This window comes from Globicatella sp. HMSC072A10 (assembly GCF_001811625.1).
Classification (GTDB): domain Bacteria; phylum Bacillota; class Bacilli; order Lactobacillales; family Aerococcaceae; genus Globicatella; species Globicatella sanguinis.
Genome location: NZ_KV805723.1, coordinates 9,637 through 23,173, shown reverse-complemented (window position 1 = coordinate 23,173; position 13,537 = coordinate 9,637). Strand labels below are relative to the sequence as shown.

General features: G+C 36.9%; 10 protein-coding genes. All 10 read left to right on the top strand.

Features of this window, described 5'->3' with window-relative positions; genetic code table 11:
• Window positions 1-153: 153 nt before the first annotated feature.
• Complete coding sequence (gene secG / locus HMPREF2811_RS05565) at window positions 154-387, top strand: preprotein translocase subunit SecG (protein WP_066124205.1); 234 nt, start codon at window positions 154-156, stop codon at window positions 385-387.
• Between the two features lie 106 nt (window positions 388-493).
• The gene (locus tag HMPREF2811_RS05560; protein WP_071408463.1) at window positions 494-1,243 is read left to right on the top strand and encodes an alpha/beta hydrolase; all 750 of its coding nucleotides are present in this window, start codon (window positions 494-496) and stop codon (window positions 1,241-1,243) included.
• Between the two features lie 27 nt (window positions 1,244-1,270).
• On the top strand, window positions 1,271-3,634 hold the full coding sequence (rnr, locus tag HMPREF2811_RS05555; protein ID WP_071408462.1) for a ribonuclease R: 2,364 nt from the start codon (window positions 1,271-1,273) through the stop codon (window positions 3,632-3,634).
• Between the two features lie 14 nt (window positions 3,635-3,648).
• Window positions 3,649-4,110, top strand: a complete 462-nt coding sequence (gene smpB / locus HMPREF2811_RS05550) for an SsrA-binding protein SmpB (protein ID WP_071408461.1) — start codon at window positions 3,649-3,651, stop codon at window positions 4,108-4,110.
• Window positions 4,111-4,208: 98 nt separating this feature from the next.
• Complete coding sequence (locus HMPREF2811_RS05545) at window positions 4,209-5,093, top strand: DMT family transporter (protein WP_071408460.1); 885 nt, start codon at window positions 4,209-4,211, stop codon at window positions 5,091-5,093.
• Between the two features lie 175 nt (window positions 5,094-5,268).
• Entirely contained in the window at window positions 5,269-6,141 is an 873-nt protein-coding gene (locus HMPREF2811_RS05540; RefSeq protein ID WP_071408459.1) for a YtnP family quorum-quenching lactonase, read from the top strand.
• A 391-nt stretch (window positions 6,142-6,532) separates the two neighbouring features.
• Complete coding sequence (locus HMPREF2811_RS05535; RefSeq protein WP_071408458.1) at window positions 6,533-7,744, top strand: acyl-CoA dehydrogenase FadE; 1,212 nt, start codon at window positions 6,533-6,535, stop codon at window positions 7,742-7,744.
• Window positions 7,745-7,846: 102 nt separating this feature from the next.
• Window positions 7,847-9,025, top strand: a complete 1,179-nt coding sequence (locus HMPREF2811_RS05530; protein WP_071408457.1) for an acetyl-CoA C-acetyltransferase — start codon at window positions 7,847-7,849, stop codon at window positions 9,023-9,025.
• A 673-nt stretch (window positions 9,026-9,698) separates the two neighbouring features.
• Entirely contained in the window at window positions 9,699-11,435 is a 1,737-nt protein-coding gene (locus HMPREF2811_RS05525) for an ABC transporter ATP-binding protein (protein WP_071408456.1), read from the top strand.
• A gap of 15 nt (window positions 11,436-11,450) precedes the next feature.
• Window positions 11,451-13,214 (top strand): ABC transporter ATP-binding protein, encoded by a 1,764-nt coding sequence (locus HMPREF2811_RS05520; protein WP_071408455.1) that lies wholly within the window; start codon window positions 11,451-11,453, stop codon window positions 13,212-13,214.
• Window positions 13,215-13,537 lie beyond the last annotated feature (323 nt).

Below are 13,537 nucleotides of genomic sequence, written 5' to 3'. Positions count from 1 at the left end.
CAACCATTATACTCTTTATTTTTTTCTATTAGATTTGATTAAGAATCATATGTGCTCTTTAATTTTTTCTATTAGATTTGATTTAGAATCATAGCAATTTAAATCATTGTATGGTAAGATTATTAATGGAATCTTCAAGAGGAGGTAATACCTTTGTATAATGCATTATTAATCGCATTGATGGTGGTAGCAGTTTTACTGATTTTATTAGTAGTTTTACAACCAGCCAAAAGTAACGCGGCCAGTACATTAACCGGTGGTGGCGCTGATCAACAAGGAAGACAAAAAGCGCGTGGCTTCGAAGCTTTCTTAATTAAAGCGACATCTGTTCTAGGTTTTGTGTTCTTTGCTTTAGCCCTTGCGTTGGCCTATTTATCAGCTAAATAAGATTTTTGAACTATGATAAACCCTTATTTTATGCGTTTGTCATAGTTTCTTTTTTTGCAGTGAAATAGTAAATAATGTACAATAAAAAGGAGTAGGAGTGTGAAAGATGAGTGAAACAATCATAGAAAACAGTCGTTTTTATCAAGTTGAAGGAGCGACTACAGGTGTTATTTTATTTCATGCCTATACAGGATCGCCGAATGATTTTTTATCTACGGCACGATTTTTACAAAGAGCGGGCATTGAAGTGTTATGTCCCACTTTTAAAGGGCATGGTACGGATGATATTTACGATATTTTAGAAGCTCATCCCGATCAATGGTGGGAACAAGCACAAGCAGCATTACATTATATGCAAGGGCGTCAATATGAACAATTATTCGTATTTGGTTTGTCGCTAGGAGGAATCTTTGCGACACGTTTATTAACCGAAAACCATCAAGCTAATTTAGCGGGTGGAGTGTTTAATTCTCCCGTTTTTACTGCTCAACAAATTGATGTTGGTTATTTCTTCGAACAATATGCACGTCATTTATACGAGAAGCAAAATCGCTTAGATGAGTACCAAGTGGAAAAGGACCGTATAATGAGACTTTATCGTGAACAAATTGAGTCGATTTCTTATTTTGCGATGTCTTTTTATATGGAATTATCACAAATTACCAGTCGCTTTTATCTTGCTCAATCAGGCGAAGATGAAATGATTGATCCAGAAGATGCGTATTTAGTGAGAGACGCATTAACCGGCGCGCAAGAAGTTGATTTCCAATGGTTTGAACATAACACTCATGTCATCACTACCAATCGAGAACGCTCTGCGTTTGAACAATCCCTATTAGCCTTTATCCAAAGATAAAATTTAAAATGAGAGAGGAGGCTCACGATGTCATTAACAAGTTTTGAACAAGAACTTTTAGCATTTTTTAGAGCCAATAAAGAAACAGGCTTTACAATTAACCAACTAGCAACTGAATTTAAGATGCAAGGGGTCAAGAAATACAAAAAGCTCGTTAAAGCCATTACTTTTTTACAACACATTAAAGAAGTGGAAATGATCAATGGCAATAAATTCAGATCGATACAAACGTCTCATAATTTAATAACAGGAACATTCCGCGCCAATAACAAAGGATTTGGTTTTATTACTTATGAAGAAGGCGAACCAGATTTATTTGTCCCACCAACCAATACGGGGGCAGCGATGAATGGCGATATCGTCGAAGCACAAATTATAAAACGAGTTGACCCCGAAACGGGCAAAGGCTCGGAAGCGATGGTTACGAAAGTCATTGAAAGAGTAACCAAACAAATGGTGGGTGAATTTTTCAGTTATAATCAAGATGAACGTGAACAGACCGGTTATTTAGGTTATATTGTACCTCAAGGTGAATATGGCGAAGAGGTCAAAATAATGGTCTTGCCTGAAGGGATTCATCCGGCAGATCATACGATTTGTATTATTAAGATTAAAGAATATCCCACAAGCGATAACCCTAATCTTTTAACTGGTTTAGTATCGAAAGAGATTGGGCACCGTGACGCACCAGGTGTAGATATTTTAGCCATTCTGTTTCAGTTTGGAATTCCGCATGAATTCCCTGAAAATGTGATGGCAGAAGCAGATGCGGTTCCACAAGAAATTGACTCTAAAGATTTAGCAGGACGTCGTGATTTAAGACATGAATTAATTATCACCATCGACGGCGCGGATGCGAAAGACTTAGATGATGCGATATCATTAGAGAAAAATGACGATGGTACTTTCCAATTAGGTGTCCATATCGCTGATGTTTCTCATTATGTCAAAGAAGGCTCGGCCATTGACCGTGAAGCTTTTGAACGTGGAACCAGTGTCTATTTAACAGACCGTGTCGTGCCAATGTTACCGCAACGTCTTTCTAATGGTATCTGTTCCTTACATGCCAATGAGGACCGTCTAACGTTAACTTGCGACATGAAAGTAGACACCCGTGGAGAAGTCATCGACTATGAGATTTATCCAAGCGTCATTAATTCATCCTATCGAATGACTTATGATGCTGTCAATAAAATGATTAATGGCGATGATGTAACCAATCGCGAGTTTAGCGAAATTAGTGAAATGGTACAAGAAATGGCGGAGTTGCATCATATTTTAGAAGCGAAAAGAACTAATCGTGGAGCATTGAATTTTGATGCGCCAGAAGCTAAAATTATTGTAGATGAAGAAGGTCATCCCCTTGATATTCAATTAAGAGCCCGGTATACAGGTGAAAAATTAATCGAATCCTTTATGTTATGTGCTAATGAAACGGTAGCTTACGAATATACGAAGCGTCAATTACCTTTTGTTTATCGTATTCATGAACAACCCAAAGAAGAAAAAATGTTGCGCTTTGCGGAATTTGTGACTAGTTTTGGGATGGTATTAAGAGGAAATGTAGCACAAATTGAACCGCGTCAATTACAACAGGCCCTTAAAGCGGTAGAAGGGGAGCCCTTTGAACAAGTGGTATCAACGATGATGTTACGCAGTATGCAACAAGCCAAATATAGTGATTTACCAGCTGGACATTTTGGATTAGCGGCTGAAGACTATACACATTTTACTTCGCCAATCCGTCGTTATCCAGATTTAATGGTTCATCGCTTAATTCATCGGTATTTAGTCAATCAACCAAGTGCCAAGGAAATTGAAAAATTAGAAGATAAATTACCAGGGATTGCCGAACATGCTTCAAAAATGGAACGACGGGCAGTAGATGCTGAACGCGAAACCGATGCACTGAAGAAAACAGAATATATGATGGACAAAGTCGGAGAACAATACGAAGGGATGATTAGCTCGATTACATCATTTGGTATTTTCGTTCAATTACCAAATACAATTGAAGGCTTAATTTCCTTAAAAGATTTAGACGATGACTATTATGAATTTAATCCTCAACATATGGTATTAATGGGACGTAATCGTGGCAATATTTACCGCATTGGTCAAAAAGTGACCATTGAAGTAATGGCGGTCGATATGGATGAACGTAATATTGATTTTAAATTAATTAAAGCGGAGCCCATGGAAGGCATGAAGCCCATTAGTTTACCTAAACAAAAAGGCAAAAAAGATAAAAAAAATCGCCCAAAATCGAAAAAAGATTTTCAACGAGCAAGTGGAAGAGAGAAAGTTTATTCAAAGAGTAAAAACTCCAAAAATAAAGCGAGTAAATCCTCAGCGAAAAAATCTTTTAAGATTCGTAAGCGAGGTAGATAAGGTAGGTGGAGTCGATGGCACAACCTGGAAAGGATAAGCCATTAGCGCAAAATCGTAAGGCGCGTCATAATTATGAAATCATTGAGACTTACGAAGCAGGTCTAGTGTTAAAAGGGACAGAAATTAAGTCCATCCGTAAAGGCAAGATGAATATTCAAGATGCTTACGTCTCGATTTATCAAGGTGAAGCTTGGTTAAAGAATGCCCATGTAAGTGAATATGATCATGGAAATATTTTTAATCACGATCCATTGCGAGACCGTAAATTATTATTACATAAAGCAGAAATTATTAAGATGTCTCAACAAGTAAAACTAATGGGAATGACATTAATCCCATTAAAAGTATATCTTGTCCGAGGACGAGCTAAATTATTGTTTGGCTTAGCTCGTGGTAAGAACAAATATGATAAACGTCATGCTTTAAAAGAACAACAAGCCAAACGTGATATTGACCGCGCGTTAAAAAACAGATAAAATAGACTATATTATTAGAACTGAGTTAATCTTATTCTCATTTGAAATTAATCAAATGGGATTATCTCAGTTCTTTTTTTTACAAGGAGGTAAGGTAGATGTCACAACGTTTGAAATTGATTTTTGCTATGATGGTGGTAGGGAGTATTGGTCTATTTGTTCATTACATTGCCTTACCATCTGCTACTATTGCGATGTTTAGGGCGATCATTGGCTCTCTGTTTATTTTAGGATGGATTCATTATAAAGGTATTGTTTTTGATTGGCAGGCAATCCGTCAAAATTGGCTCTGGCTATTAATTACTGGTTTTGCGATGGGATTTAATTGGATTTTTCTTTTTGAAGCCTATCAGTGGACCACCGTTTCGATTGCGACTTTATGCTATTATATGGCGCCAGTCATGATTATATTATTGTCACCTTTAGTATTTAAAGAACATTTGACAAAGGGGCAAATTGTTTTGACCTTATTAGCAGTAGTGGGCGTTGTGTTTATTTCTGGTGGATTAAATGGTGCTAGCCCCAATCATCTAAAGGGCATCTTTTATGGTTTAGTGGCCGCCGTTTTATATGCCACGATTATGATTTGTAATAAATTAGTTAAAAACTTAGATGTAATGGTTAAAACTTTTGTGCAACTGGCCATTGCCGCAGTCGTAATGATTGGATATGTCAGTCAGATGAGTGGACTCACGAGTATCAAAATGGATTTACAGACTGTTATTTTGGTCTTAGTGATCGGCGCATTACATACTGGCTTTGTGTATGTATGGTTATTTGACTCTTTCGATCATTTGCCATCGCAAACAGCTTCGCTTTTAACTTATGTCGACCCCGTAACGGCTATTATTTTGTCATACATCTTCTTAAACCAACCGATGACTCATTTACAAATAGTCGGGATGTTACTCATCTTAGGTTCGACTGCTGTCAATGAGTTACTTAAAGTCAAACTTCTGCATAAAGCAGAAGAAAGGAAGTAAGTAGTCATCCTAGTGATTTTTCCTGTTTAAGTAGAAGTAAGGAAATAATTAGTATAGGAATTCTTTCCTGTGAAGATAAGTGAGAATCATTTGATGCTTGATTGTTGTGCATTTAATATTATGCGCTTGCAAATGCTTACAATAGGTGTTAGTGTAAAAAGAAAAAGGTGAAATTATGGATCAATTAAAACTTAACAATATGACCTTAACCTGGTTAGATGGAGGTCAAACAGCTTTAGATGGAGGTGCTATGTTTGGGGTTGTTCCGAAACCTTTATGGTCTAAAAAATATCCCTGTAATGATAAGAACCAAATTGAATTAGCAACGGATCCTATCTTAATACAACATGAAGGGCAAAACTATTTAATCGATGCGAGTGTTGGTAATGGAAAATTAACCGATAAGCAAAAACGCAATTATGGTATTTGGTCAGAACCACAACTCGAAACTAGTTTAGCTGAGCTGGGTCTAACAGTAGACGATATTGATGGTCTATTAATGACGCATTTACATTTTGATCATATTGGGGGCTTAACCATACCGAATAATAAAGGCGAAGTGATTTCACGCTTTCCCAATGCTAAAATATATGTATCGGCCATCGAATGGGATGAAGCACAACATCCGAATATCCGTTCAAAGAGCACTTATTTTGAAAAAGATTGGCAAGCAATCGTCTCACAAGTGGAAACATTTAACCAAGAATTGGTCATTAATGATGCGATTAAAATGGAACTTACGGGCGGACATAGTAATGGACATGCAGTGGTTATGTTAACTGATGGCCAACAACAAGTCATTCATATGGCAGATTTGATGCCAACGCATGCACATCAAAATCCGTTATGGGTTTTAGCATACGATGATTATCCGATGACTTCAATCTTTGAAAAAGAAGCTATTTTGAAAGAGGCCTATCAAAAGCAAACCATCTTTACTTTTTATCATGACGCCTATTATCGTTGGGTACAATGGGATACCCAAGGCAAGAATATTATCCAATCGGCAAGACGTAATATGCCAAATTACATCCCATGGTTTGAATAGACTAAGTAGCAACTGGACAAAAAATTAGCATCCATAGAGTAGGCAAAGAGAGTTAGCATGATATTTTTTATTAACTGTCTACTCGTTTTGTTGTTGCTAGTAAGTTGACACAAAGATGGGCAATAAGGTTGACGTAAATATGTACAATGAAGTTTACGAAAAAAACAGAAAATTTAGATGACACAAACACGGGAAAATAAGGTTACGCAAATATTGGAAATGAAGTTGACACAAACATACGCAAAAATAGTCTATGCAATTATAAACGTATCTTCTTAAACAATAAGCTCAACTTATTGTTTTTATGATTAAAAGCTATTAGACTGACATTCTTTAATCGGTTAATATTAAATTAGATAATGAAAGCGTTTAAAAACAAGGAGTGTTGAATATGACCCAATCAGTGGAAGAATTAGCAAAATTATTATATCCTGAAGATGTCTATAATGAAGCTGCAGCTTTAACTTTAGGCGAATTAAAAGTGCTACAACATTTAAGAATCGAATTAGAAGAACGCGTACGTCCCATTTTAATTAAATGCTATGAAAAAGCGCAATTACCACGTCAGGAAATCTTGACGGCTTTTCGCAATGCTCGGATTATGGATCATCCAAGTCTTTTTGAGGGCCGTGATGAAAAATGGCGTGTACGTGAAATTTATAATGCCTTTCTATATTTAGAAATGGCCCGTTTTGATCCTTCGGTGGCGACCTTTTTTACCGTTCATGGAGGGTTAGGGTATAATACGATATTAATTGGGGCTAATGAAGCCCAACGCGAACGATATGGAACGGCTATTCGTGAATTTACAGCTCAAACTTGTTTTGGTTTAACTGAACCGGATCATGGTTCTGATATTGCGGGTGGATTAGCCACAACAGCTGAAAAAGTTGGAGATGAATGGATTTTAAATGGTGAAAAACGGTGGATTGGGGGAGCCAAAACCGCTGATTTTATCCCCATCTTTGCTCGTGATACCGAAACGAAGAAAATAAAATGTTTCATCGTACCAGGAGATGCCCCCGGTTTAAGTGTTGAAGATATTCAACATAAAATTGGTTTGAGATTAGTTAATAACGGACATATTACCTTAAAAGATGTTAAAGTACCTGATGCAGATCGATTAGAGCACATTAATGGTTACGGTGATGTGGCGAAAATCTTTATCCATACGCGAACCGATGTTGCTCATATCGCAATGGGAACAGCGGCTGGTGCCTTTAATGCAGCCCTTAAGTTAACAACGACCCGTGAACAGTTCGGCCGTAAATTAGCAAGTTTCCAATTAGTCCAAGAAAAATTAGCGCGTATGCAAGCAAATGTCGTAGCAGCGATTAGTTATTCAACACGTGTAGCGAACCTGCAAGAAAAAGGCATCCACGAGATGAAAAATTCATCTTTGGCTAAGATGCACAATGCCTTAGTCATGCGTGAGACGGTTGCACTTGCTAGAGAAGTTTGTGGAGGTAATGGCATAACTTACGAAACCGAAGTGGCCAGATTCTTTACCGATGCAGAAGCGATTTATACCTATGAAGGAACTCATGAAATTAATGCAATGATCGTCGCACGAGAATTAACCGGCATCGGCGCCTTTGTCTAAGATCGTTCATTAATTTAAATGATTGTTCTATAAAATTTTACAAAACAGCTCGAAAAGATTATGATAGTTAAATAACAAGAAAGTGAAGTAAGGAGGTATTCAATGACAGAAGTCGTGATCGTTTCTGCCATCAGAACCCCAATTGGCAAGTTTGGTGGGGTATTTAAAAATATCAATGCAGTAGAATTAGGGACAACCTTAGTACAATCTGCTATAAAGCAATTAAATTTAACACCTGATGCAGTCGACGAAGTGATTATCGGTAATGTATTAGGCGCAGGATTAGGTCAAAATATCGCAAGACAAATCGCGATTAATTCAGGATTATCAGAAACAACCAATGCCTATGTAGTGAATAAAGTATGTGGCTCTGGATTAAAGTCCGTTATTTTAGGAGCCCAGTCAATCTTATTAGGTGATAGTGAGGTAGTGATTGCGGGTGGAAGTGAAAACATGTCGCAAGCCCCTTATTTAGATTTATATGCTAGATGGGGAGGGCGAATGGGACACAAACAAACCCTCGATATGATGCTTAGTGATGGGTTAACGGATGCCTTTAGTCAAGAACATATGGGAATTACTGCTGAAAATATTGCAGAAAAATATGAGATTAGTCGAGACCAACAAGATGAATTTGCAGTATCAAGTCAACAAAAAGCGACCGCAGCCATTGAAGCGGAACGCTTTAAAGAAGAGATTGTCCCAATAACAATCCCACAAAGAAAAGGTGACCCAATGGTTGTTTCAATGGATGAAGGAGTTCGTCCAGATACCACAATTGGAGACCTAACTAAATTACGCTCCGCTTTCAAAAAAGAGGGCAGTGTCACTGCTGGCAATGCTTCAGGCATAAATGATGGAGCTGCTATCGTGGTGTTAATGTCAAAAGAAAAAGCTGAAAGCTTAGGTTTAACCCCACTGGCAACCATTAAATCCTATGCAACTGCAGGTGTCGATCCAGCCTATATGGGACTTGGACCAATACCCGCAACCCAAAAAGCATTGCAGAAAGCTAATTTATCAGTTGAAGCACTTGACTTAGTCGAAGCTAATGAGGCCTTTGCGGCTCAAGCCATTGCGGTAACGGACCAATTACAATTAAATCGAGAAATTGTGAATGTCAACGGTGGCGCCATCGCTTTAGGGCATCCAATCGGCGCTAGCGGAACACGTGTTTTAGTAACTTTGATTCATGAGATGATCAAACGCGATGCAAAAAATGGTTTGGCTACTTTATGTATTGGTGGTGGTCAAGGTATCTCGATGATTGTCGGTCGATGAAATCAAAAATAGAGATTACATTGTTACAAGGCTAAAACGTTGGGATTCTCCAAGTGAATGGAATTACCTTCGAAATTTGGCAGTTGAGGAGAGTATTTAAGAATAGTCTGTTCAATCTGCAATAGTTGGTGGAAGATGTTACTTCCCACTAGCTATCGTTGACCCCCAACACCTTGTAGCAATTGTGATGCTAATATGAATGACTCTAGCAACGCCTTAATTCGGTTTTGCTAGAGTTTTTTATATTCTTTAGATTAAGGCATCGTGCTAGTTCTACCTTTCTTATAGGAGCAGGCATCGACAGGAATTTTATGGGAGAAAATGTTAGTGCCAAAAAATCTCCTGCTTATATTTAATTAGAATATAAGAGAGGCTGGCAGGTGTCATTTACACAGCAATGCTAGCGACCAAACTTTAATCATTGATTGCTCTAAAATAATGATTGCACGAAATGCCATTTTCAAGCAGTTCCTTTAAACATCATCATCAAATAGTATCATCAAACAGTATCATTAAATAATATCATCAAGCAACACTTTAAAAAAAAGCACTATCAAGAAGCACTATCCAAAACCCATGATTTGAAAACGTAATCTTAAACTTTGTATTTGATTTTATTTTAAAAAATGTTTACTATTGAAAAGTAAAGAAAAGAAAGGGGAAGAAAAACAAGATGAAATATATTTTTAGTTATTTAAAAAAATATCCAAAACTGCTTGCATTGGATGGCCTTGGGGCTATTTTTTTTGTGGCGATAAACTTAGGTTTACCAACTATCCTTGCACGTATGATTGATGAGGGCATTTTGCCTAAGAATCAAGAAAGACTTTATTTTTGGGCTTTGATGATGTTTATCTTAATCATTGCCGGACTCTTCGGGCGCATCATCTTATCATATGCTTCTAGTAAATTAACGACCTTAATGATTAAGGAAATGCGTAATGATTTATTTGATAAAATTCAACAATATTCGCACCATGAATATGAACAAATTGGTGTTTCATCCTTAGTCACACGTGTTTCAAGTGATGCTTTTGTATTAATGCAATTCGCCGATATGTCTTTAAGAATGGGTGTCGTTACCCCCTTAATGATGTTCTTTAGTATGGTGATGATTTTAATTACAAGTCCTTCATTAGCTTGGTTATTATTATTTGCGATACCGATTATTGGCTATTCTATCTATTGGATAGCGGTTAAATCTCGTCCTTTATCGGAAAAACAACAAGCTACTTTAGATCGTGTGAATCAATATGCCAGAGAAAACTTGACCGGTCTACGAGTGATTCGTGCTTTTGCTCGTGAAGAATATCAAGAAGAGCGTTTTGAAACTCAAAATACCATTTATGCCGATACTTCTAAATCACTCTTTAAATTATTAGCCTTAGCGCCAAGTTTATTTACCCACGTGTTAATTTGGATTATTGTCTTAATTATGTGGTTTGCTTTAAAACCCATTGAACAAGGTAATTTACAAGTAGGGGATTTAGTAGCTTTCATTGAATATGCTTTCCATGCCTTATTCTCCTTTATGCTATTCGCAAACTTATTTATGATGTACCCACGTACAGCGGTTTCAGCTAGTCGTCTACAAGAAATTTTAGACTTACCCATTTCGATTGATCCTAATCCTAATGGTATCACCGAGACTGAACAAAAAGGCTACTTAGAATTTGACAATGTAACTTTTGCCTATCCTGGTGAAACTGAAATTCCAGTTCTACATAATATTAGTTTTAAAACCAAACCGGGTGAAACCATTGCCTTTATTGGAAGTACCGGTAGTGGAAAATCAACTTTAGTTCAGCTAATTCCACGTTTCTTTGATGTCAGTTTAGGGAAAATTTTAGTGGATGGGGTTGACGTTCGCGATTATAATTTGAAAGCTTTACGTCAAAAGATTGGTTTCATACCACAAAAAGCTCTATTATTTACGGGAACAATTGGCGAGAACTTACGTTATGGTAAATATAATGCGACAGATAAAGAATTAGAAAAAGCCAGTGATGTATCACAAGCCAGTGACTTTATTAAACGAACTCAAGAACGATTCCAAACGCATCTTGCGGAAGGTGGCGTAAACCTTTCAGGTGGGCAAAAACAACGTCTTTCGATTGCGAGAGCTGTCGTAAAACAACCGGAAATCTTTATCTTTGATGATAGTTTTTCAGCTTTGGATTATCGTACCGATGCGGAATTAAGACGTCGCTTAAAAGAAGTTACGAAAGAATCAACCGTATTAATCGTTGCCCAAAGAGTCGGGACGATTATGAATGCGGATCAAATCATTGTCTTAGATGAAGGGGAAATTGTCGGACGAGGCACTCACGAAGAATTATTAAAAACAAATCAAATTTATCGAGAAATTGCCAACTCCCAATTAAATCAACAGTCAATGGCAGAAGAATAGAAAGGAGCGATATAAATGAAACAACGTAATGTTTTTTTAAGAGCGTGGGATTATTTGAAACACTATCGCTCTGCGGTATTTTTATCTTTATTTTATACAGTATTTGCAGCCATTATGAATGTGCTAGAACCTTATGTATTAGGTTTGATTATGACGGAGATTACTCAAAATGTCACCGAAATGATGCAAGGCGTTCCAGGCGCAGGGATTAACTATCGCTTTATCATCATTTGGTTAGTTATTTACTTCTTTAGAGGGTTATTATGGCAAACAACCACTTATGGTTCTAACTACTATATTACGGAAGCAGTACAAGGAGCGATGCATGATATTCGTCGTGATTTAAATGCCAAATTAAATAAACTACCCGTTTCGTATATTGATGATCATTCATTTGGTGATTTATTAGGACGTTTAACAAATGATGTTGAGTCTGTATCCAATGCTTTACAACAAAGTATTTTACAAGTCATCAATGCGATTTTAAGTATTGTGCTTGTTATTGTGATGATGTTAATTTTAAATCCTTTATTAGGTACTATCATTTTTATTAGTATGCCTATTTCCTATTTTGTAGCGCAAGCAATTTTGAAAAAATCACAACCTTATTTCAAACGACAAGCTAAAATTTTAGGAGAAATGAATGGTTATATTCAAGAGAATTTTTCTGGCTTTAATGTCATTAAATTATATGGTCGTGAAGATAATGCACGTGAAGATTTTCAACGAATTACAGATGACTTAGAACAAACTGGTTTTAAAGCAAGTTTTATTTCTTCTTTAATGGTGCCTTTTGTCAGCGTTGTCTCTCATATTACTTATTTATTATTAGCCTTCTTTGGTGGGCAAATGGTAATGGCGGGTAAATTAACGATTGGTAACTTACAAGCTTTTGTACAATATGTATGGCAAGTTAACCAACCGATTCAAACGATTACCCAATTATCGGGTCCATTACAAAGTGCTAAAGCGGCCCTTGATCGTATTTTTGAAGTGTTAGATGAAGAGGAAGAAGTGTCAGAAGGCACTCAACATTTAACCAAACCTTTAACAGGGCATGTGCAATTCGACAATGTGTCCTTTGCATATAATCCAGAGCAGCCCTTAATTCAAAACTTCAATGTGGAAGTGCAACCCGGAGAAATGGTGGCGATTGTCGGGCCAACCGGTGCCGGTAAAACAACGATGATTAACTTGCTAATGCGATTCTATGATGTCACGAAGGGTTCTATCAAAGTGGATGGCATTGATATTCGTGATTTACCAAGACAAGAATATCGTCAACAATTCGGTATGGTTTTACAAGATGCTTGGTTATATGAAGCAACCATTAATGAAAACCTGCGATTCGGTAATCTCGATGCGACCGATGAAGAAATTGTAGCAGCAGCTAAAGCAGCCAATGTCGATCATTTTATCCGTACTTTACCGGGTGGTTATCAAATGCTAATGAATCAAGAATCAAGTAATATTTCATTAGGACAAAAACAATTATTAACCATCGCCCGTGCGTTATTATCGAATCCAAAAATCTTGATTTTAGATGAAGCAACCAGTTCAGTCGATACACGTTTAGAGCAACTGATTCAAAAAGCGATGGCTCGTTTAATGAAAGGACGGACAAGTTTTGTTATTGCCCATCGACTTTCAACGATTCAAGAAGCTGACCGTATTTTAGTGATGAAGGATGGTCAAATTATTGAACAAGGGAACCATCAAAGTTTATTAGATCAAAAAGGATTTTATTACGAATTGTATCAAAGTCAATTTGCAAAATAAAGAAGGTCACTCTTGATTTAAAACTAGAGGTATGACTAGATAGCTTTTAAAAAGTTTATGTCTAACCTTCGTAACATATAGCGACAAAGCTATCAAATGAATTTCAAATACTTCGTGTATTGGAAGGATTTTGATAGCTTTTTTTATTGTTTGATGCCGGTCATTCGGGCGATTTTGTCCTTTTTTTACGACTGATGCCAGTGTGTTGGTCTGGTAGCATCATAGCGTTTTGACAAGCTAATACTAGTTAGTTAGTCGGATTTTGTCATTTTTCATGACTGAAGCCGAAAAGTTGGTCTGGTAGCATCATAGCGTTTTGATAA

Bases quoted from the DNA above. Each gene is read 5' to 3' on its own strand.
- HMPREF2811_RS05530 (WP_071408457.1), top strand. From the start codon at position 7,847: ATGACAGAAGTCGTGATCGTTTCTGCCATCAGAACCCCAATTGGCAAG.
- HMPREF2811_RS05520 (WP_071408455.1), top strand. From the start codon at position 11,451: ATGAAACAACGTAATGTTTTTTTAAGAGCGTGGGATTATTTGAAACAC.
- HMPREF2811_RS05545 (WP_071408460.1), top strand. From the start codon at position 4,209: ATGTCACAACGTTTGAAATTGATTTTTGCTATGATGGTGGTAGGGAGT.
- HMPREF2811_RS05525 (WP_071408456.1), top strand. From the start codon at position 9,699: ATGAAATATATTTTTAGTTATTTAAAAAAATATCCAAAACTGCTTGCA.
- rnr (WP_071408462.1), top strand. From the start codon at position 1,271: ATGTCATTAACAAGTTTTGAACAAGAACTTTTAGCATTTTTTAGAGCC.
- HMPREF2811_RS05540 (WP_071408459.1), top strand. From the start codon at position 5,269: ATGGATCAATTAAAACTTAACAATATGACCTTAACCTGGTTAGATGGA.
- HMPREF2811_RS05535 (WP_071408458.1), top strand. From the start codon at position 6,533: ATGACCCAATCAGTGGAAGAATTAGCAAAATTATTATATCCTGAAGAT.
- smpB (WP_071408461.1), top strand. From the start codon at position 3,649: ATGGCACAACCTGGAAAGGATAAGCCATTAGCGCAAAATCGTAAGGCG.
- HMPREF2811_RS05560 (WP_071408463.1), top strand. From the start codon at position 494: ATGAGTGAAACAATCATAGAAAACAGTCGTTTTTATCAAGTTGAAGGA.